Below are 21,755 nucleotides of genomic sequence, written 5' to 3' on the forward strand. Positions count from 1 at the left end.
CAAAAATTAGGTATTCCATATACGCGGTGTACACGCCGCTTTGCCGTTCAGTAGTGGACGAACACTCTGCCAGCAAGCTCTGAGCTGGGTTTGCGCTTGCTCGCTGCAATCGCCGAGATACCGCACGACAATCACCCCCAAGCGTTCAGTCACACTAAGTGTTTTTCCGGCTTGTTCGGTTAAGGTCTGAAGGTTCGATACAGCCAAGTCGATATCGTCTATCCCCACCACCATTAAAGTGCCCGACACCCAATGCCGGTCAAAGCCACTCATCGCTTTGACCAATGGGTCATCGGCAGCAAGGTACTGACGCTCAAGAAAGATGGGGTTATCTTGGTAATACAGTGCAATACGCTGCTCAACGCTACCGCTGACAAACGGCAAAGCGCTTTTCGGCCTGCCTAAACAAAAGACATCAAGCCCGGCGAACTTTGCCTCGCCATACAAATTTACCCGCGTTGATAACTTGCCATGTGCCCCATCAAAGACAATCGTCTCCATGGGTAACCACTCGCAGCATCCATCAACAACATCAATATGCACTTGCTGTCGCTGTGCGCCATCTTGGCTATCCGCGCGATAAATTTTGCCCGCTGACGGTGTGGTCACCAATGCATGGCTGTTTGGCGTGCACTCAATTTGAATGCTTAGATCGTCACCTGAAACCAAACCTCCCGGTGGATGAAGCAAATAGACATGGCAAACATCCCTTTCTGGATAGAATGGTTTTTGCACCCGCAGCGGCCCTTGAAATCGCATCTGGTGCATGCGCGTTTTCTCGCCATTGCGGTCAAACCCCAGCGATAAAAACGCCGGCCAGTGCCTTGTGGTTTGAGTCGTGAGATTGAATGTCGACATAAAACGCACCGCTCTATACCGTTAAATATTCTTTGACTAGCTTGTCATCAAGCGCACTCATGTCACCACTTGCCACTTGACGACCGCGATCCAAAATACAAAAACGATCCGCAACTTTGCGGGCAAACGGCAGTTTCTGTTCAACCAGCAACACAGTTAGCCCGATCTCTTGATTAAGCCTGCGAATAATGTCGCCAATTTCGGCCACCACATTAGGCTGAATCCCTTCTGTGGGCTCATCTAAAATCAGCAATTTAGGGTTAATGACCAAGGCTCGGCCAATCGCCAGTTGCTGCTGTTGACCACCAGACAGATCGCCGCCACGGCGATGCAGCATTTGTTTGAGAACGGGAAAGAGTTCATAAATAAAGTCAGGGACTTGCCTACTGTTATCACCTCGCATCGGTAATCCAATGCGCAGGTTTTCTTCAACGGTTAACAACGGAAAGATCTGTCGCCCCTGTGGTACATAACCAATGCCTAAAGGCGCGCGTTTTTCTGCGGCAAGAGACGCGATGTTTTGTCCCATGTAGTTAATCTCACCGCTCTGCGCACTGAGCAGTCCCATCACGCATTGCAGTAATGTGGTTTTGCCAACGCCATTGCGTCCCATTAGGCAAGTACACTGGCCTTCAACCACCTCCATATCCAAATCCCACAGGGTATGGCTTTGTCCATAAAACTGGTTTAACCCTTTGATAGTTAGCATGCTTCTTCCCCCAAATACACTTCAACCACTTTGGGGTTGCTTTGCACTTGCTCCATGGTTCCTTCGGCGAGGACGCTTCCTTGGTGCAATACCGTGACGTCTTTGGCAATCGAACGGACAAAATCCATATCGTGCTCAACCAACACGATGGTGCGCTCGCCTGCCAAGCTAGTTAATAATTCTCCCGTGCGATCCATCTCTTGATGAGTCATTCCTGCCACCGGTTCATCCACCAGCAATAATTTGGGGTTCTGCATCAAGAGCATACCTATCTCGAGCCACTGCTTTTGACCGTGAGAAAGAGCGCCCGCCAGGAGCATGCGCTGCGCCTCGAGCCCGATTTGCTTCAGCACGTAGTCGATGTAGTCAAGCTGTGATGACGAGAGTTTAGCGAACAAGGTTGAAGTCACGGTCTTCGGCCCAGCCATGGCCAGTTCTAAGTTATTAAATACCGTTTGGCTTTCAAATACGGTAGGCTTTTGAAATTTGCGACCAATCCCTGCTTGTGCAATTTCGGGCTCATTAAGGTTCAGCAAATCAATATTTTGTCCAAACCACGCACTGCCGCTGTCAGGGCGAGTTTTGCCGGTAATGATATCCATCATGGTGGTTTTACCGGCCCCATTGGGGCCAATAATGCAGCGCAACTCCCCTTCTTTGATATAAAGATTAAGATCGTCGATCGCTTTAAAACCGTCAAAACTCACCGTTAACCCTTCAAGATACAATAAGCAGCCGTGACCAACGGTTAACATAGGATTCGCTTTTGGCGTCATAAAATCATAGACGTGCTCTCGGTCGGCCAATGATTTGGCCACATCCAGTAAACTCATGCTTTGGCCTCCTTGGCTTTGATAAGCCCAACAACACCTTTAGGCAAAAAGAGGGTCACCAATACAAACATCGCACCGAGGCTAAACAACCAGACCTCGGGCAGCGCAGCGGTTAAATACGTTTTGGCATAGTTGACGGCAATGGCTCCAACCACCGCCCCATATAAAGTGGCCCGTCCGCCAAGCGCGACCCACACCACCAGTTCAATTGAATTGAGCGGAGAAAATTCTGAGGGATTGATGATGCCTACTTGCGGTACATACAGGGCCCCCGCGATCCCCGCCAGTACCGCTGAAAAGCAGAAGATGGCTAACTTGACATATTCGACCTTATAACCGGTGAAACGCGTACGCGACTCCGCATCGCGAACTGCCATCGCCACACGCCCTAACCGGCTGACGACAATAAATCGACAGCAAAGGTAGCCAAATGCCAGCGCAATACCCGAGAGCACGAATAAGCTAACTCGCGTCGAGTGGGCTTGAAGGTCAAAGCCAAGAATGTCTTTAAAGTCGGTTAAACCGTTATTGCCGCCAAACCCCATTTCGTTACGAAAGAACGCCAACATTAACGCGTAGGTGAGTGCTTGAGTGATGATCGACAAATAGACTCCCGTAACGCGAGAGCGAAACGCAAACCAGCCAAAAACAAAAGCAAGAATGCCAGGCGCTAAAACAATCATGAGCGCAGCGAACCAAAACTGGTCAAAGCCATGCCAAAACCAAGGGAGTTCTGTCCAGTTGAGAAACACCATAAAATCGGGCAGTTCGGGATTACCATAGGTACCGCGATCGCCAATTTGGCGCATTAAATACATCCCCATGGCGTAGCCGCCTAGCGCAAAAAACGCCGCGTGACCAAGGCTTAAAATACCAAGATAACCCCACACAAGATCGACGGCGACCGCGAGCAGTGCATAGGTCAGGTATTTGCCCATTAATGTTATGGTATACGTAGAAACATGCAGTGCGCTGTCGCTCGCAACCCATAAATTCAGTGCCGGAATGACGCACAGCGCCACGGCTAAAACAATAAGAAAACTTAGGGTTGAACGATCAAATACCTTGGGTTGAATCGTCATGATTACCCCTCCGCTGAGCGCCCTTTTTGAGGAAATAATCCTCGGGGCTTTTTCTGAATAAAGAGAATGATGAACACCAGGACAAGAATTTTGGCTAAGACAGCGCCTGCCCAGGGTTCGAGTACTTTGTTCGCCACCCCAAGTGACATCCCCGCCACCAAGGTGCCCCATAAGTTGCCGACGCCGCCAAACACCACCACCATGAACGAATCGATAATGTATTGCTGACCAAGATTAGGACCAACGTTGGTCAGTTGACTAAGCGCAACCCCAGCGATGCCAGCGATGCCGGAGCCAAGGCCAAAGGTCATGGCGTCAACCCATTCGGAGCGAACCCCCATGGCGCGCGCCATACTACGGTTTTGCGACACAGCACGGACTTCGATACCGAGGCGGGTATAACGCAAGATAAGAAACAACAAGGTAAACACGATGAGACAAAAGGCGATGATATAAAGCCGATTCAAGGTCAAACTAAGCATTGGGTTAATTTCAATCACCCCCTGCATCCACTCCGGGGTTGAAACGGAGCGATTGAGAGGTGAGAAAATGGTGCGCACCGCTTGCTGTAACACTAAGCTAATCCCAAAGGTCGCCAGTAAGGTTTCAAGTGGTCGGCCGTATAAAAAGCGAATGACACAGCGTTCAATAAGAATTCCCACCAACGCTGACACCAAAAACGCCAAAGGAATCGAGACAAAGATAGACAACCCAATATGATTAGGCATTAAAGTTTGAACGACATAAGTGGTATAAGCGCCAAGCATAATCAACTCGCCATGCGCCATATTGATCACCCCCATGACCCCAAAAGTGATCGCTAAACCAATCGCGGCTAACACCAAAACCGACCCGAGACTGAGCCCAAAAAACAAGGTTTGGGTCATATCTGCTATTTTTTCGCGCTGTTCAATGCTAGCTAATGCCGAGGTAACATCGCCTGCCAGTTCGCTATCAGGGTGTTGGTTTAGGTAACGATTGAGTGCATTGCGCGCACTGGGCTGATAACTGGCTTTAAGTGTCGTAATTGCGGATTTGACAATGCTTTGCTGCCCGCTGTTGCGTAAGTCATAAATCGCGAGTGCCATTTCACCGAGTTCACTAACCGACGCATTGGTTTCATTCACGAGGTGCGCTTTAAGTAACCCATAGCTTTGCTCATCCATCGCCCCCATGAGTTGATTGACGGCTTGCAAGCGCCGTTGTGCATCCGGATGTGAAATGTTGAGTGCAGCAATCAACGATTTCAGCTGCCCACGCAGCCGGTTATTAATGCCGATCTTTTTGATCACTCGTGACTTAACGATCTCGGTTGAATGAGTGTCTTGAGAAAATAAAGGCGCAATCACATACTCGCGGCCTTGTTTCTGCTGAACAACCACTAAGCTATGCGCTTTCTTGTGGCGATAAAGATCCCCATCGAGTAATAAGGACAGAACTTCAACGGCTCGCTCATCACCACTTTGGGCAATCAAATCAATACCTTGTCCGATTTGGTTAAAGTTGGATCCTTGCAGCGCCTGTAAGCCTTGCTCAAAGTCATCGCTATTGGCCAGCACGAAACTGCCATAGAGCATTGCCATCAAGCCAATTAAATAAGCGATAAGGCGGCAACGTGTTAAACCCGGTACCGACCTAAAGCAAGTGGTTAATATCATGGAAAACCCTTTCACTTCCCTGTTGGTGTGCTAACGCCGCACCAAATGAAGAAAGTGGAGCTTCAAATGAAGCTCACACTGATTCTATTTGTCGATGCAAAACATCGTTTATCCGTGAACTGGCAAGAACTCAGTAATTTTGCCCAGAACACTTGCCTGTTTTCACGTTGTAGTTCCCACAGCTCAGCGGAGCACGCCAGTCGGAAATCAGGTCTTTTGAACCAGGCAGGAAGTCAGACCAAGCATCGCCAGCCACTAAACCACTGGTTTTCCATACCGTTTGGAACTGGCCATCATCTTGAATTTCCCCAATCAATACCGGCTTAGTAATGTGGTGGTTAGGCATCATGGTTGAGTAGCCGCCCGTTAGGTTGGGGACTGAGGTGCCAATCAACGCTTGTTGCACGGCGTCAGGATCGGTGGTTCCTGCTGCTTCAACCGCTTTCACCCACATATTGAAACCGATGTACGTCGCTTCCATAGGGTCGTTCGTCACTCGGCTGTCATCTTTAGTGAATTTATGCCATTGCTCGATAAAGTCATCATTTTGCTCAGAATCGACGCTTTCAAAGTAGTTCCAAGCGGCAAGGTGCCCAACCAATGGCGAAGTATCCATGCCAGAAAGCTCTTCCTCACCGACAGAGAAAGCAACCACTGGAATTTCGTCGGCGCTGACGCCCTGGTTTGCTAGCTCTTTATAAAAAGGGACGTTTGCATCGCCATTGACCGTCGAAACCACAGCGGTTTTCTTACCGGCGGAACCAAACTTCTTAATGTCTGAAACAATAGACTGCCAATCAGAATGACCAAATGGGGTGTAATTGATCATGATGTCGTCAGCCGCAACCCCTTTATCTTTCAGATACGCTTCTAAAATTTTGTTGGTGGTACGCGGATAGACGTAATCGGTGCCAGCTAGAACCCAACGTTCAACCCCTTGATCCATCAAGTAATCGACTGCGGGAATAGCTTGTTGGTTTGGCGCAGCGCCAGTATAAAACACGTTTTTCGAAGACTCTTCACCCTCATACTGAACCGGATAGAACAACACGCTATCCAGCTCTTCAAAAACAGGCAGCACGGATTTACGAGAAACCGAAGTCCAACAACCAAAGACCGCCGAGACTTTATCTTTAGCGATCAGTTCACGCGCCTTCTCAGCAAACAGCGGCCAGTTCGATGCAGGGTCAACCACGACAGGTTCAAGCTTTTTCCCCAATAAGCCACCTTTTTTGTTCTGCTCATCAATCAGCATTAACATGGTGTCTTTCAGTGTGGTTTCACTGATTGCCATGGTTCCTGACAGTGAGTGCAGCACACCGACTTTAATGGTATCCGCCGCCATCGCATGAGCGCTAAGTAACGATGCCGCAAGCATCGCTGTTGAGAGAAAGTTCCGTTTCATTGTTGTTCGTCCCTAGTTGTTTGTAAAAATCACAAGCTAGGCATGAGTATTGACCAAACACTCATCATGAAAAATGCGCAAATTGTGCAGATCATCTACGTAAAACTACGCATATATGAGACGCTGGTTTAACGGTATAATCGCGCGATTGGTCGCAAATACGAGAGAAGGTATTGTGCGATATCGAGATTCGCAAGGAGTGCGAATATTCGCTTTAAGGAAGAAGAATCAGACATGCAAAAAGTGCCCGTCACGCGTCGTCGATATAATAAACTGGTCGCCAACGAGCTGTTAGAAGATTTCGCGCTACGCTTTACCGCCAAACGAGCGCGCAAATGGTCTGCCAGTTGGATTGCTAATACGGCCTTGGGCATCGTTTCATTTTTAGTGCTTGAAGCATTAGGCGGAACCATTACGCTCAATTATGGCGTCGTTAACTCACTGTGGGCGATTGCTGGTGTCTCTTTTGTCGTGATCCTGAGCGGAATTCCAATCTGTTATTACGCGGCGAAATATGGCGTCGATGCTGATCTCCTCAGTCGCGGGGCGGGTTTCGGTTATATTGGCTCAACCATTGCGTCGCTGATTTACGCCTCCTTTACGTTTATCTTCTTTGCTTTGGAGGCCGCGATTATGTCGATGGCCCTCGAACTGCTGTTTGGCATTCCATTATTTTGGGGGTATATCCTCAGCGCCGTCATCGTGATTCCACTGGTCACTCTCGGCATTTCCAATATCGGTCGCTTCCAAATGTGGTCTCAGCCTCTATGGCTCATGATGCAAATTATTCCGCTGTTCTACGTATTTAATCATCCTGACTCCCAAGTTGATCAATGGCTAAATTATGGCGGCCTCCACGATCATGCCCCTCAATTTGATTGGTTACTATTTGGCGCAGCCTCTGCCGTGCTGCTGTCGGTGGTTGCACAAATTGGCGAGCAAGTTGATTTTTTACGCTTTTTACCGGCGCAAACCCCTTCCAGTAAATGGCGTTGGTGGGCAGCGATGCTCATTGGTGGCCCTGGCTGGATGCTGTTTGGTGCACTCAAAATTGCGCTGGGCAGTTTTTTGGCTTGGCTGGCCATTACCCATGGCGTGTTACCTCAGTTTGCAGGTGACCCAGCGCATATGTACGTCAATGTCTTTAGCTATACGACCGACAACACCAAGCTTGCGCTGCTATGCGCAGGGCTGTTTGTCATCATCTCACAGCTTAAAATCAACGTCGCCAATGCTTATGCTGGCTCACTGGCTTGGTCGAACTTTTTTTCACGCTTAACCCATCACCACCCAGGGCGTGTGGTGTGGATGATTTTTAACGTACTGATCGCTTTATTACTGATGGAGCTCGGGGTATATCAGTTAATTGAGCAAACGCTCCAAGTTTATTCGGTGCTCGTTCTTGCTTGGATAGGCAGCATTGTGGCCGACCTAGCGATCAATAAGCCGTTAGGTCTAAGTCCGAAACATATTGAGTTTAAGCGCTCAAAACTCTATGACATCAACCCAGTCGGATTAGGCTCGATGATCATCGCGTCGCTGTTTGGCCTCGCCGCACATTTGGGCGCCTTCAACGAACTGGTTAAAGCCTTTGCTTCCTATTTGGCTTTCGCCCTGCCGTTTATCACTGCGCCCTGTATCGCTTTGCTTACTCGCAGCCAGTTTTATTTAGTGCCCGGCAATGACATATATCGACAAGGTCAAGAGGAGCATCAATGCGTGGTGTGTGAACATACGTTTGAAGAAGAAGACATGGCGATGTGTCCAGCTTATAAGGGGTATATCTGCTCACTATGTTGCTCGCTCGATGCGCGTTGCCATGATAAGTGCCGCCCCCAAGCGACTTTTCATGCTCAGGTCAATGCCTTTCTCAAACCGTACCTGCCCCAGCATTGGATTGGTAAACTCTCTTCCTCCGTTAGCCAATTTGTGGTGGTGATGCTGATGATGAGCTTCGCAATTGCCGCTATTTTGGCCTTGGCGTATAGCCAAGTACCCAGTTTAGATGCACTGCGAATGAGCGCACTCTCAACCAGCTTATTCAAAGCGTTTGCTTTGCTGCTGATACCCATTGGGATCATCAGTTGGCTGTTTGTGCTCGCTCGTTCTAGCGGACGCTTAGCCATGAAAGAGCTGCAAGCGCATACAGATTTATTATCTAACGAGATACACGCCCACCAACATACATCGCGCGAACTTGAACGAGCCAAGAAAAAAGCCGAAACCGCGAACAATGCTAAAAGTCGATACTTAGCCAGTTTAAGTCATGAGCTACGAACTCCGCTCAACGTACTGCTTGGGTATTCCCAACTGCTGAGCCAAGATCAAGAACTCAGCGAACAAAAGCGCCAATATGCCATGACGCTGCAACGTAATGGCAAACATTTAGGGGACTTACTCGAAAGCTTACTCGAGATATCCAAAATTGAAGCAGGCCGTTTAGAACTGCACCGCGATGAATTTAATCTTCACGCCCTGCTCGACCAACTGGTGGACATGTTTAAGATGCAGGCCGAGCAAAAACAGCTCAAATTTGAAGTCAACTTAGCCAGCCACCTGCCGATGTTTATCGCATCCGATAAGCAGCGACTGCGGCAAATTTTAATCAATTTACTCAATAACGCGGTGAAATATACAGAGACCGGTGTGATTCGCTTTGAAGTTTCTTATCGTAACCAAGTCGCGCGCTTTCATATCTCTGACTCTGGTATAGGTTTAAGTGACGAAGAGCAGCGACGAATTTTTCGACCTTTTGAACGGATTCATAGCGACCAAACCAAGCACATTAACGGTACGGGACTCGGTTTAACCATCTCCAACGCGCTGGCAGAATTAATGGGGGGTGAGATTGAGTGTCACAGTGAAAAAGGAACAGGGAGCACTTTCACCTTGAAAATGATGCTTTCTGAAGTCAACGATTACGCACCAGAGCCAGAGCTGTCAAACACTGCGGTCAACGGCTACCATGGCCCAAGACGTAATATTTTAGTGGTTGATGATATTGAAGATCAGCGCCACCTTATCAGTAATATTCTTACTCCACTTGGCTTTAACGTATTACAAGCCAACGGCGCAGAAGCGGCATTAGCACTCGCCCAAAGCGAGGCGATCGATCTCTTTATGCTGGATATCTTTATGCCGCAAATCAATGGATGGCAACTCGCGATCAAGCTCAGGCAGCAGCATTATCCTCAGCCCATTTTAATGCTGTCAGCCAATATTCAGGAGCTAGAAACCCATAATCAGCTCTATCGATATCACAATGGCTACCTTACCAAGCCGGTATCCATTCCCGAGCTGCTAGCCAAACTCAGCCATCTTTTAGACATCAGTTGGCGTTATGATCATGCACCGACCCCGGATGTCACCAACCCCATCTGCCCGACCAAACCCCAATTGCTTGAGCTGAAAAGCTACGCAGAAATTGGCTTTATGTCGGCCTTTAGCGACCTAATCGATCAACTGGAAACCAACGGCCATCAGGGCAGCGACTTTATTGCGTTAATGCGAGAAAAGATGCAAGGCTGCCGATTTGCCGAGATCGTCGAACATATCAATGGAATGATTCATGAGTGAATACAAACAAAATAATATCATCGTCCTTGTGGTGGATGATTCGCCGGAATCCTTGGGAATGCTCAATGCCACACTCAATCAAGCCGGCCTTACGGTATTGGTCGCCCTGAGCGGGCATCAAGCGCTATCGATTGTGGATAAAGTTCAGCCGGATGTCATTTTGCTCGATGCCATCATGCCTGAACTCGACGGATTTGATACCTGCTTGAGACTCAAAGAGAAGCTCCCAGCCATTCCCATCATCTTTATGACAGGACTGAATGACTCCAAGCATGTGATTAAAGGATTTGAAGCCGGCGGCGTTGATTACATTACTAAACCGGTCGTCCCTGATGAAGTATTGGCACGAATTCGCGTACATAGCCACAATGCGCAAATCGCAAAATCAGCACAGGCAGCCTTAGATTACGCTGGTCAGTTTATCTTTTGTGTTTCCGAACAAGGTGAGTTGGAATGGGCGACGCCACATGCTCAACAACTGATTGCCAAGCTGAGCGAACAACCTGAGAGTCAACATGCGCTTCATCATACTTGGGCGATTCTACAACCCGATATCGCGTCATGGCTCAACAGCCCTTCTCGCAGCCAACACTTAACGCTCAAACAGCTTGGTGCACCGCTTGAGGTAACCTTGGCCTGTGATGAAAGTCAATCGCACGTTCTGCTGCGCGTGAATTTACCCAAGCAAGCCGGCACTGAGGAAGACTTGCGCCAAGTTTTTAATATCACTAAGCGCGAGTCAGAGGTATTGTATTGGCTCTCTTTTGGCAAAACCAACTGGGAAATCGCTCAGATACTGCAAATGAGCCCACGCACGGTTAATAAGCACCTTGAACAAATCTACAAAAAATTGGAAGTCGATAACCGCACTTCCGCCGTCAGCATGTCGATTCGAGTGCTTGAAAAGTAAGACTATCACTAGCACGAAAAAGTCGACTGACGTCAAAGAACTCTGCTGCAACTTGCAAACTGACTAACTATTGCGAGACAACACTTTTTCACATCCAGTGCTGACCTAGCGCCCTGCTAACCTCGCTACAATCCTACCCATCGAGATGAAGTCAATCTCAAGCAAGAAGAAACTAACTTTAGTTTACAGGACTATAAAAGTACCAAATTCAGAGAGTTAGCCTACATTTTTATCTTATTTTGACTACTATTCTCGCCCATTTTATATCACCAGTGAATCACAGTGAGGTTTCACTGTACGTTAAGAGAATACAATAAGGACAATTTTATGGTTATTTTTGGTTCTACGAATACCGATGGCACAGGTTCCGCAGCCAACCTTAGCCAGTTCAATGGACAAATGATTGATTGGGAATTTGATAGCGTTGCCTATTACATGCATGAAAACTTCAAATTCGAGACCGAACACGTGTCTGCTTTCATTCAAAACATCTCGGACATTGGCGCTTTTGGTGTCAATGTGACCAATCACGGTCCATGGAATGGAGAAGGACTTAAAGAACTCTTCATTCGCGATACTGGGTTATATAACATCAGCGAAACCACTGAAATGAACGTTGAAGGCTTTGTTGACGTCAATATTGCATTGAGTAACGTTGACGCGTGGTGGGGCACCTTTACCCTCAATATTAACGGGGCAAAACGGGGAAATGTGGATCTCAGTAGCTTTGAACAAAACGTGGATTTGAACGTAGCGTCATACAGTAACAGCGGTAATTGGGGCAATCTCTATACCATCGCAACAGGTAACGGTGACGATACCGTAACCTTTAGCGCCAGCTCAGAGCAAAGTAACACTCATTGGACCGAATTCTCCGTGGACCTTGGCGCTGGCGATGACCGTTTTGTTCTCGATCTCAACAGTGCAGACTCAGCAGACATGACGCGGTTTATTGATGGCGGCGACGGATTTGACGAAATCGCGCTCTTTGCTGATAGCATCGCCTTGGACTTTGCCAATGTCGAGTGGCTCAACGCCGAAGATTCAACAGTCGAATTGCCGCTCACTGAGCAACAGCTTGCCGCCAATGGTGATGATACATTTGGCTTGATTGTCTCAAATGCACAGGTTGAGTTTGCTGACAGCATCATTGATATCGACGTGACGGCACTGAGTGACGCTCAATACGCCTATCTGGATGGCTTAGATATTGATCTCAGCGCCGAAGATTACTTTGCTGTCACGGCGTATGGCTCTGATGCCAGCTACCAACTGCTGATGAACAATGTCGATGACTACGCCGTCGCGTAAGAATGCGTTAATCCCTATCGCGAGCTTGCTATATACATAACGTAGCGATTCAAATATCAGGGAGACTGGCCATGTCTCCCTTTTATATTATCTTTGGTCCAGTGATTACTGGTTTGATGATGCTTGACCAGAGCTTGGCTGCCCTGCCATTGGACAGTGGATGCCTTGAGCCGAATTCATTTGAGCGCCATTATGATGATTCGCCATCCAAGCTTCTCGAGCTTGCGGATCATTTTGCATCTTTTCATGCCACTCTTGCATCGCTTTCCAGTCACCATGCATCATCTGCCCGCTTTGTACATTGCCCATGTCACCACGTTGGCCTGCAGCATTCATATGTGCATAAACGCCTGTCGATACGACAGCGACAGCAGCAACTAAGGCCGTTTTAGTTAATGTTTTCATCATTATTCTCCCGTTTCTAACCTAAGTTGATTACAGCATGAGACGTGAAGAAATGTGTGTCGCAACGATTTTGTTTTATGACAAATATTGCCGTTTATTCGCTTTGACAAACTTTGTCACACATTTAGCAAGGTTATGTATAAGATAGAGAGAGACGAGAGCAGTATGAGGTTGAAATGGAGAGAGTTTATCGTATTTTGGTTGTCGATGATCATCAGGAAATTCGCGACTTGCTACAGCGTTTTTTACGCCAGCATGGCTTAGACGTTGTCACAGCAAGTGAGGGCGTTGAAATGCACCAACGCTTAGCGGCGCACTCATTTGATCTCATGATTCTCGATCTCATGTTGCCAGGCAAAGACGGCATTACTTTGTGCCGAGAGGTTCGAAGTCAAACCAACTTGCCGATTATTATGCTGACCGCGCTTGGTGAAGACATTGACCGAATTATTGGCCTTGAGGTTGGTGCTGATGACTATATCGCCAAGCCCTTTAACCCTCGAGAGCTGCTGGCGCGGATTAAATCGGTACTGCGTCGCCATTTCGCTATTCCGAGCATCGAATCGCAAACCAATACGCCATGTGACTACTATTTTGCACAGTGGCATCTCAATGTCACGCGTCGAGAATTACTGTCACCCAAAGGCGAACTCACGCCTTTAACCTCAAGTGAGTTTGCGATGTTACTGGCCTTTGTTAGTCACCCTAACGCCGTATTAAGCCGCGACGATTTGCTCAAACTGGTTCAAGGCCGAGGAGACAATGTTTACGATCGCGCCATAGACACATTAATTAGCCGCTTAAGAAAAAAAATAGAACTCGATTCTAAGCACCCAACATTCATTAAAACCATTTGGGGTGGCGGCTATCAATTTAGCTGCCAAGTGCGTCATGATAACTAACTATCTTCGCCAAAAACTGATTTACCAAATCGGGATTATCGTGCTTGTCGGCTTTGTGATCAGTTTTGTTCTGTCACTCTATCTGCTTTCATACGACAAATCGCAAAGTCTGAATAAGCTTTCGGTTTCCCGAGCGCTGCAACGTGTGGTATCGATTGCCGATACACTAAAGCAAACGCCCGACTCACTGCACCGAACGTTGCTTGACGCCAGTGCTAGCTCAGATTTGCAACTATCACTCACGAAAACACCAAAAGTCGCCGCTCAAAATTCGTTAAGTGGGATGGAAAACGACGTAATACAAGCCCTCAATCAAGCAGGGTATCCTCAAGCAAACATCACACTGATCGCGTCGCCTGACGCGCCTTTAATGTCCCTTGATGAACAAAATATGGCAACAATGCATCAGCGAATGATGGGCACAAATTCGATGATGGATAATCGCGCTTCGAACGGGCACCACTTAATGCTGAGCCCAAGGAGTTTCAGCGCCACCATCAATGGCTCAGTACTGGTTGCCAAACAGTGGCTCAATTTTTCATCCGGCGTTGAAAAGAGTGCGGCCCATTGGTCTCGCAGTGTCTTGTTGACTTTGGTTTGCGTCATGCTGCTAACGGTATTGGTTTCACTGATGATTATCCGCCGCGCCCTTAAACCCATTCGCCAACTGGGTAACGCCGCGCAAATATTCGCGCATACCAAGCAAGTTCAAGAAGTGAACAATGACAACCTTCCTCAAGATCTCACCCCCACCATCAACGCTTTTAACCAGATGCAGCATCAAGTGACCGAATACATCGATGAGCGAACAAAACTGCTCGCTGCCATTTCCCACGATCTACGAACACCGTTGACCAGTCTACGACTAAGAGCCGAATTTCTTGAAGAGAATGAGGATCGCCAGCAAATTCTTAATAATATTGAGACCATGGATAAGATGCTCAGCGAGACACTGCGCTTTGCAAAACAAGATGCGCAACCTGAAACCTGTCAACGCACCGAGCTTTATCCGTGGTTTAACGCTATCTGCCATCACTACCAGCAGCAAGGGATTGAGATTACATTGCGCTGCCCTAACGATGCTGTGGGGGCGATTCCAGTTATTAACTTAAAACGTATGGTTGAAAATTTGCTGAATAATGCCGCTCAGTATGCTGGCAATGACGCTTCTATTTCACTCGAAGTCGTTGTAACGTCGAATAGATTATCGATCAGTGTGGTTGATACCGGTGTCGGTATTGAACCACAGCATCACGAGCAGGCATTAAAGCCATTTGTCCGGTTGGATAACGCGCGTAATACTCAGCAATCAAATATTGGGCTTGGCTTGGCGATTACTCAATCTTTAGCCAGTAAGTATGGCGGTGAGTTACGCCTAGAAGCCAATCAACCGAAAGGGTTGAAAGCCACGATTCATTTAGCGCAGTAGGGTTTGCCTGTCGCTTGTTCAGCTAAACAGTTCATCGGCAACGTCTCGATGAGGTTGCCGATGAACAAGGTTAACTTAAGCGCTCAGTGATGGTGGCTTTGAGTTCAGTAACGCGTTCTTCGGACAGTTCCATAGAGTCAAAGAACACTTGGGGCTTCGCGTATGACATCCCTACATACAGTGCACACGCTTTCATCGGCGTCAACACTTCCTCCATTGTGCTTTCAATCAGACCTTGCTGTGAATACATGTGCTCACTGGCACCTGCCGTTGTCACAACCAGCAACTCTTTGCCTTTGAGCGCTTCACCGCCAGGGCCAAATGCCCAGCCGAACGCCCAAACCACATTCAAGTACTCTTTCAGCATTGGGGTTAAGTTAAACCAGTGCGTTGGATACATAAACACAATGCGTTCCACACCTTCACAAGCCGCTTGCTCGGCCACAACATCAATCTTGCTCGTATCTGTACCGTAAAGTGTTTCCAAATTACGGACCGTCACATCACCAACGGACAAAGCGGCTTCTTGCAACGATTTAATTGCTTTTGACGCTTCAGGATAAGGATGAGAAACAATAACCAACGTTTTCATAGAGACTTCCCCATTTAATAATTAATAATTTTAATTCGTTCGCTGCAACAAACATTATTTTGCGAGACCTTCAAGCAACCAAGCGTTAGCCTGTGAGCCTGCTAACCGGTGTGAAATAATCGCTTGATACGCGCTAGAGTGATACCAGGCATTGGCTTTTTCGATGCTGTCAAATTCGAGCATCACCACACCACCTTGTGGCGGTTTCCCCTCAACCACGTCGATATGCCCACCAGCGGCAATCAATAGTTTTCCGCCAAATACAGTCAACGTACCCGCGACTTGCTCCAAATACGGTTTGAGCGCTTCAGAGTCGGTCACTTTGGTATCAAACATGAAATAAGCCGGTTTACCACCTTGCATACAATGCCTCCTAACTAATACCCGTTTCAGAGAGGGCCATTTTTGAGTCGATTTGCACAAAACACCTCGCTTTTACCAGCGACCGTCCCCGCATCGAATTGTGCCGGCCAGCACAGAATTATGCCGCTAAACATTTGTAATGTTAATTGAGGTTATAGTTGAACATTAATCAACTTAACGTTAATAATGATGCGTATATCATTGATATTTGGAACAGCAAGTTATGAAAATTTCCCAGCACGTACGCGCTATCGCTTCGTTCGTTGAAGCAGCAGACACTGGAAACTTCACGGCAGCGGCGAAAAAGCTATCAATCAGCCCCGCCGCTGTCAGCAAAAATATCGCCAGCCTAGAGCAGGCGCTTGATGTTCGTTTGATGAACCGCACCACGCGTAAAGTTAACCTAACCGAAGAAGGCGAAGCCTTTTTAAGTCATGCGCGCAGTGCACTGGATACACTTGAAAATGCGGTAGACAGTTTGGTTGCGACGAAACAGGAGATCAGCGGTCACGTTAGAATTTCGACCAGCGCAGCTATTGGCAAAGAATGTCTGCTTCCGGTTCTACCTGAACTGCTCAATCGCTATCCTCATTTGTCGGTGGACGTTGACTTTGATGACCGAGTGACAGATTTGGTGCGTGACGGCTATGATATTGCCATTCGGGGCGGACATATTGTTGATTCCTCTTTAATCACCCGACCTGTCAGCCATCTCAGTACACTCTTGGTGGCCTCCCCCCACTACCTAGCGCAAAATGGTGCGCCCGAATCACCGGATGCACTCTGCGAACATAGATTAATAGCGCGCCGATTTCTCGGCGGTAAAGTCAACGTTTGGCGATTTTTAAACCAAGATGGGAGCATCATTAACTTCGAGCCCACGCCTGCTGTACTGACTTTATCGGCCCCTGAAGCCTCGCTGCAAGCGGCGTTATCTGGGGTCGGTATCGCCCAAGTCGCGATGCACAATGCCATTGAATATTTAGAGCGCGGCGAACTGCATATTGTTCTCGCGAGCCATTATGACCCGGGCTCTTTCGAACTGGTTATTCAGTACCCACATCGCGCCCTTATCGCCCCGCGAGTACGTGTCACCATTGACTATCTTCTTGAAGCGTTTAAACAAGATAAGAATTTGCATTATCCGCTCAGTCAATTAAGCCAGTATCAATATCCTGCTTAATTGATTTAATACGGCTTAAGTTAATACTAACCTAATGACGGCGGGAATTTTTGAGTGCAATATCGTAGCGTGCGGCCATTGGCGTACGCTGAAAGACTTGTTTAAATTTGGTCGAGAAGTAATTGCTATCTTGAAAGCCAACATCGAACGCGATGTCAGTGACGGATTTGTCCGAATACAGTAATGCTTCCATCGCTTTACTGGTGCGAACATAATTGAGGTATTGATTGTAACGCATGCCGGTGAGGCGTTTAATATTTTGCGCCAGAACTTTCGCTGACATTTGCGCACGCTCAGCCACTGACTCCAGATCGTTAGGTTGATCAAAATGGTGGTTTAGGTGCGCGATCACCGCTAACGTTTTTTCAGCGTTGTCTCGACCGTTAATCGATAATACACGACCACGTTTCAATTCAATCAATAACAGAGTAAACAGTGAGCGAATGCTAAGGTCAGTTTCCGGAGTGCGCACCGTCGACTCCCAATGAATTTGCTCTAGCAATGATTTAACACGCGCTAAGCTCGCATCATTGATAAACCAACTTTTTGGCTGTGCGTCACCCAGTGGTAGATAATCCAGCAGCGCTTGCGAAGCGGGTAAGCTCTTAAGATCGAAGAGCACATTATTTAAGTTTAAGCCGCTCACATTTTCATATAAGTGTTTATCACCTTGATTGACAAAACACACATAGTTTTTGCTCAGATTCATCGGCACATCGTTTAACACATGGGTACCATAGCCTTGAGAAACAATAATAATCTCCTCAAATGAATGTGAGTGCTCTGGAAACGACTCCTGCGGCGTGCGAGATTCGATTTTGATTGGCGTGTGGGCGTTAATCGCAAAATCTTGAGTGTTCAAATTCATCATCATCCGCCTAATAGGTTGAGCTAACGGTTAGAGGGTAACCAGTGCCGACAACGTTCTGCCACACTGGTTAGGTCGGGTTTAACCTTGAGTTATAAGTCACGCCCGTTGGTGTCAATAATCTGCTTATACCAGTTAAAGCTTTTCTTCTTCGCGCGGCTAAGATCGCCAGAGCCATCATCATGCTTATTCACGTAAATAAAGCCGTAACGTTTTTTATATTCGCCGGTCGTAAACGACACACAATCGATGCAGCCCCAAGGGGTATACCCCAAAAGCTCAACACCGTCTTCGACAACAGCTTTTTTCATCTCTTTGATATGTGATTCAAGATACGCTATTCGATAGTCATCATTGATTGAGCCATCACTCTCCACTTTATCAATGGCTCCAAACCCGTTTTCAACGATAAACAATGGCTTTTGATAACGCTCATAAAGCATGTTCAACGAATAACGAAGTCCCACGGGATCAATTTGCCAGCCCCAGTCCGATGCTTTAACGTAAGGATTATCGAGGCTACCTGGGAATCCGGTTAAGCCTTTGCTTTCACCTTTTTCGGTCGCCGAAACCGCAACGGACATGTAGTAACTAAAACCGACGTAATCACAACAGCCCTGGGCTAAAATACGCTCATCATTTGGCTCCATTACAATTTCGTAGCCCTTTTTACGCCACTCTTCGCGAATATAGGCTGGATATTGTCCTCGGACATGCACGTCCCCAAACAAGAATCGGTCACGCATCGATTGATTCGCAAACATCACATCCTCTGGTGCACAGGAATATGGATAGATCGGAATAAATGCCATCATGCACCCAATTTGAAACTCAGGGTTAATTTGATGACCAAGCGCCACTACCTGCGCGCTGGCGACCAATTGGTGATGCACGACTTGATACATGGTTTGCTCAGGTTTGTCGTCATCATTGAAAATCACACCAGAGTTGGCATAACCAAACAGCGGATACGCGTAATTTTTCTGGTTGTTGATCTCATTAAACGTCATCCAGTATTTAACTTTACCGCTGTAGCGCCTCATGACGGTATCTGCGTAATGTACGAAGAAATCAACGACCTGACGACTGCGCCAACCTCCATATTCCTTCACCAGATGGTAAGGCATCTCAAAGTGCGAGAGGGTGATGACTGGCTCGATATTGTGCTTTAACAATTCATCAAACAGATCATCGTAGAATTGCAGGCCTTTCTCATTTGGCTCGACTTCATCACCATTTGGAAAAATACGGGACCACGAAATGGATGTACGAAAGCATTTGAATCCCATCTCCGCAAACAAAGCGATATCTTGTTTATAGCGCCCATAAAAGTCGATGGCTTCATGGTTTGGATAAAATACATCGTCTTGGACACCATCGGTCACAATACGGTCTTTATCAACCGCACCACCGCTCAGAACATCCATAATACTTGGACCTCGACCATCTTGATCCCAGCCCCCTTCAACTTGATGGGCGGCGACGGCGCCTCCCCACAAGAAGTTATTTGGAAAAGTGTTGCTCATGAAAACTCTCTCTTTGGTTGTGCAGCATGACTAGCTAAGCTTGCGATGCATGTCGATAAGCTCTTCAATCAATTCACGCGCTAACATCGATGTCATGATGTGGTCTTGAGCGTGAACCATGATCAGATTCACCGGGACTTTCCCCTGCCCTTCATCTAATCCAATCAGTTCCGTCTGCACGCCATGAGCACGTTTCGCCGCTTCTGTTGACTGCTTGAGTAACTCATCCACTTCATCCCAGTGGCCTTTTTTGGCATTGCTTAATGCTTGCATCGCTAAACTTTTGGATTCGCCAGCATTAATAATTAATTCCATTACCGTTGATTCGAGATCCATATTCACTCCGACAATAAACGCATTCCGAAAGTAATAAAATTCCAGAATTTAAAATAAGTTAAATAACCTTCTTAGTATTAATTTATCGATTAAGAAGGTTAAAGCTTGGTCAAAGAGCTTCTCATCACCAGAAGCCCTAATTATAATTTAATAAAATTAATATGTGATTTTATTAATAAATAAGAAAGCAATTAACCGAGCATGGCGAGTGCATCATCAAGGATTTTATCGCCTTTCATCATGCCATAATCCATTTGATTAATGACCGCAATTGGCTTACCAACACCATCCGTTTTTACTTTAAAATCACCAAGTTTGTACTTAATTTGTGGGCCAAGTAGAAAACAGTCATAGTTATCAAGGTTCGCGTCAAACTCATCTAAACCAACGGCTTGAATGTCTACTTCCAGATTTTTTGAATCGGCAGCTTGTTTCATTTTTTTGACGACCATGCTGGTAGACATACCAGCGGCGCAGCAGAGTAAAATTTTTGTCATCGTCTTTACCTTTTTTAAATTTTTATTGGCTTTTTAGCAAAATGTAACCGGTTCCAATTTATATATCAATGTCATTAAAGTCTGTGATAAAATTCTCAAAACCTTATATGGAAATGACAATATTTGGCTTATTTAACAATACTTACCAAAGTAAGATAAATTATACAAGTATCAAAATAAAACCTTAAATTATGATAAATAAATTGACTTAAATTTAATTTATTATCCGTTAATTGTTTAAGGTAAACATTATTCCAACACATATTGATTGATGGCGTTAATATCTACCCGATTAAACATTAACTGACTTCAATATTTACTTTAATTTCTCATCGAGAAACTGAATAATGACGTCCATAATCTCAGGTTGATACCAAAGAAATCCCGCATGATCTGCTCCTTTTACCACGTAACGAGTGGAGTCGACGCCGCTCTCGATTAACGCTTGATGTAAAATTTGTGTCTGACTAGGCGACACAATTGGGTCAGCATCGCCGTGCATGAGCAAAAACGGAGGCGTTGCTTTAGAAATATAAGTGATGGGATTGGCTTTTGCGGCTTTGTCTAAATCACTTTGTATTGAGCCGCCAGCTTGGAATGGAATCCCATTGACCAGCATGGCTTCGGGAATCGCGGGCGATTGATGTTTTTTCTGGCGTTCTTTCGAAAAATCCGCGGCAACCCGAGTGAGATCTGATAACCCATAAAGGTCAATGGCAGCTTGAACATCACTACTTTGGTCAAGGTAATCCCCTTTATCAAATTCATGCATCCCATTGGTGGTTGCCGTTATTGCAGCGAGATACCCACCAGCAGACTCGCCCATCACCGCGATACGAGAAGGATCAATACCAAACTTTTTAGCATTTGCACGCATATAGCGCACCGCAGATTTGACGTCTTCAAGCATACCTGGGAATGTCACCATCGGTACAACACGATAATTAATACTCGCCACGACATAGCCAGCGCGAGCCATATCAACACGCTGGCCAATAAATTTGGTTTTGGGCGCGTCCATGAAACCTCCGCCCGTCACAAATAGAACCGCAGGCAAAGGCGTTTTAGAAAACGGCTGGATCACATCCATCGATAAATTGATGGGTCGACCCATATTATTAAAGGTTTGCGCATAAACAAAATCTGAATTCAGACGAATTGGCGGCACGCTCATCTCAACCGAGAGCTCCTTACTGTCTGAATTGGCAGCAATGCTCGAAAAAGCAGTAGAGAGCGTCGCTGCGAGTAAAAGTACCTGCTTAATTTTCATGATATTCATACCTTTCTTGCAAAAAATTGTCGTTATTAGAAA

The 21,755-nt window shown here is 46.7% G+C and carries 20 protein-coding genes; 6 read left to right on the plus strand and 14 right to left on the minus strand.

From position 1 onward, the window contains the following. Positions 1-6: 6 nt before the first annotated feature. From M1D72_RS04940 to urtA, 6 genes are all read right to left on the minus strand, one after another. Positions 7-858 carry an urease accessory protein UreD gene (locus M1D72_RS04940; RefSeq protein WP_456294745.1) on the minus strand — a complete coding sequence of 284 codons (852 nt, stop codon included), beginning with the start codon at positions 856-858 and terminating at the stop codon, positions 7-9. 13 nt (positions 859-871) lie between these two features. Then, positions 872-1,567, minus strand: coding sequence for an urea ABC transporter ATP-binding subunit UrtE (gene urtE, locus M1D72_RS04945; RefSeq protein WP_456294746.1), 696 nt, complete (start codon positions 1,565-1,567; stop codon positions 872-874). After that, the gene (gene urtD / locus M1D72_RS04950) at positions 1,561-2,400 is read right to left on the minus strand and encodes an urea ABC transporter ATP-binding protein UrtD (protein ID WP_390194125.1); all 840 of its coding nucleotides are present in this window, start codon (positions 2,398-2,400) and stop codon (positions 1,561-1,563) included. The genes urtE and urtD overlap by 7 nt, the downstream gene beginning before the upstream one ends. Beyond that, complete coding sequence (gene urtC / locus M1D72_RS04955) at positions 2,397-3,482, minus strand: urea ABC transporter permease subunit UrtC (RefSeq protein WP_456294747.1); 1,086 nt, start codon at positions 3,480-3,482, stop codon at positions 2,397-2,399. Before urtC ends, urtD begins: the two co-directional genes overlap by 4 nt. Positions 3,483-3,484: 2 nt before the next feature. Further along, entirely contained in the window at positions 3,485-5,059 is a 1,575-nt protein-coding gene (gene urtB, locus M1D72_RS04960; RefSeq protein WP_456295604.1) for an urea ABC transporter permease subunit UrtB, read from the minus strand. A gap of 211 nt (positions 5,060-5,270) precedes the next feature. Beyond that, the gene (gene urtA / locus M1D72_RS04965; protein WP_390194122.1) at positions 5,271-6,545 is read right to left on the minus strand and encodes an urea ABC transporter substrate-binding protein; all 1,275 of its coding nucleotides are present in this window, start codon (positions 6,543-6,545) and stop codon (positions 5,271-5,273) included. 234 nt (positions 6,546-6,779) lie between these two features. Here urtA and M1D72_RS04970 point away from each other — a divergent pair, with 234 nt between their 5' ends. From M1D72_RS04970 to M1D72_RS04980, 3 genes are all read left to right on the plus strand, one after another. After that, complete coding sequence (locus M1D72_RS04970; protein ID WP_456294748.1) at positions 6,780-10,121, plus strand: hybrid sensor histidine kinase/response regulator; 3,342 nt, start codon at positions 6,780-6,782, stop codon at positions 10,119-10,121. Then, positions 10,114-11,031, plus strand: a complete 918-nt coding sequence (locus M1D72_RS04975; RefSeq protein WP_456294749.1) for a response regulator — start codon at positions 10,114-10,116, stop codon at positions 11,029-11,031. Before M1D72_RS04970 ends, M1D72_RS04975 begins: the two co-directional genes overlap by 8 nt. 327 nt (positions 11,032-11,358) lie before the next feature. After that, positions 11,359-12,342 carry a hypothetical protein gene (locus tag M1D72_RS04980; RefSeq protein ID WP_456294750.1) on the plus strand — a complete coding sequence of 328 codons (984 nt, stop codon included), beginning with the start codon at positions 11,359-11,361 and terminating at the stop codon, positions 12,340-12,342. A gap of 105 nt (positions 12,343-12,447) precedes the next feature. On the opposite strand, the gene M1D72_RS04985 is transcribed toward M1D72_RS04980, so the two are convergent. After that, positions 12,448-12,750 carry a hypothetical protein gene (locus M1D72_RS04985; RefSeq protein WP_456294751.1) on the minus strand — a complete coding sequence of 101 codons (303 nt, stop codon included), beginning with the start codon at positions 12,748-12,750 and terminating at the stop codon, positions 12,448-12,450. 173 nt (positions 12,751-12,923) lie between these two features. On the opposite strand from M1D72_RS04985, the gene M1D72_RS04990 reads away from it, so the two are divergent. Together M1D72_RS04990 and M1D72_RS04995 are read left to right on the plus strand one after the other, a co-directional pair. Further along, positions 12,924-13,649, plus strand: coding sequence for a response regulator (locus M1D72_RS04990; RefSeq protein WP_456294752.1), 726 nt, complete (start codon positions 12,924-12,926; stop codon positions 13,647-13,649). After that, on the plus strand, positions 13,639-15,078 hold the full coding sequence (locus M1D72_RS04995; RefSeq protein ID WP_456294753.1) for a sensor histidine kinase: 1,440 nt from the start codon (positions 13,639-13,641) through the stop codon (positions 15,076-15,078). The genes M1D72_RS04990 and M1D72_RS04995 overlap by 11 nt, the downstream gene beginning before the upstream one ends. 70 nt (positions 15,079-15,148) lie before the next feature. On the opposite strand, the gene M1D72_RS05000 is transcribed toward M1D72_RS04995, so the two are convergent. Both M1D72_RS05000 and M1D72_RS05005 read right to left on the minus strand, forming a co-directional pair. Next, positions 15,149-15,670, minus strand: a complete 522-nt coding sequence (locus M1D72_RS05000) for an NAD(P)H-dependent oxidoreductase (protein ID WP_456294754.1) — start codon at positions 15,668-15,670, stop codon at positions 15,149-15,151. Between the two features lie 54 nt (positions 15,671-15,724). Further along, positions 15,725-16,033 carry a DUF1330 domain-containing protein gene (locus tag M1D72_RS05005; RefSeq protein WP_390194103.1) on the minus strand — a complete coding sequence of 103 codons (309 nt, stop codon included), beginning with the start codon at positions 16,031-16,033 and terminating at the stop codon, positions 15,725-15,727. Between the two features lie 223 nt (positions 16,034-16,256). Between M1D72_RS05005 and M1D72_RS05010 the strand changes: the two genes are divergently transcribed. Next, positions 16,257-17,216 carry a LysR family transcriptional regulator gene (locus M1D72_RS05010; protein ID WP_456294755.1) on the plus strand — a complete coding sequence of 320 codons (960 nt, stop codon included), beginning with the start codon at positions 16,257-16,259 and terminating at the stop codon, positions 17,214-17,216. A 31-nt stretch (positions 17,217-17,247) separates the two neighbouring features. Here M1D72_RS05010 and M1D72_RS05015 read toward each other — a convergent pair whose 3' ends face one another. The 5 genes from M1D72_RS05015 to M1D72_RS05035 form a co-directional block, all read right to left on the minus strand. Next, on the minus strand, positions 17,248-18,078 hold the full coding sequence (locus M1D72_RS05015) for a helix-turn-helix domain-containing protein (RefSeq protein WP_456294756.1): 831 nt from the start codon (positions 18,076-18,078) through the stop codon (positions 17,248-17,250). A gap of 98 nt (positions 18,079-18,176) precedes the next feature. Further along, complete coding sequence (locus tag M1D72_RS05020; protein WP_390194097.1) at positions 18,177-19,610, minus strand: 6-phospho-beta-glucosidase; 1,434 nt, start codon at positions 19,608-19,610, stop codon at positions 18,177-18,179. A gap of 30 nt (positions 19,611-19,640) precedes the next feature. Further along, entirely contained in the window at positions 19,641-19,946 is a 306-nt protein-coding gene (locus M1D72_RS05025; RefSeq protein ID WP_456294757.1) for a PTS lactose/cellobiose transporter subunit IIA, read from the minus strand. A gap of 191 nt (positions 19,947-20,137) precedes the next feature. After that, on the minus strand, positions 20,138-20,443 hold the full coding sequence (locus M1D72_RS05030) for a PTS sugar transporter subunit IIB (protein WP_456294758.1): 306 nt from the start codon (positions 20,441-20,443) through the stop codon (positions 20,138-20,140). Between the two features lie 316 nt (positions 20,444-20,759). Further along, positions 20,760-21,713, minus strand: coding sequence for an alpha/beta hydrolase fold domain-containing protein (locus tag M1D72_RS05035; RefSeq protein WP_456294759.1), 954 nt, complete (start codon positions 21,711-21,713; stop codon positions 20,760-20,762). Positions 21,714-21,755 lie beyond the last annotated feature (42 nt).

Source organism: Vibrio sp. AK197, from assembly GCF_053903115.1.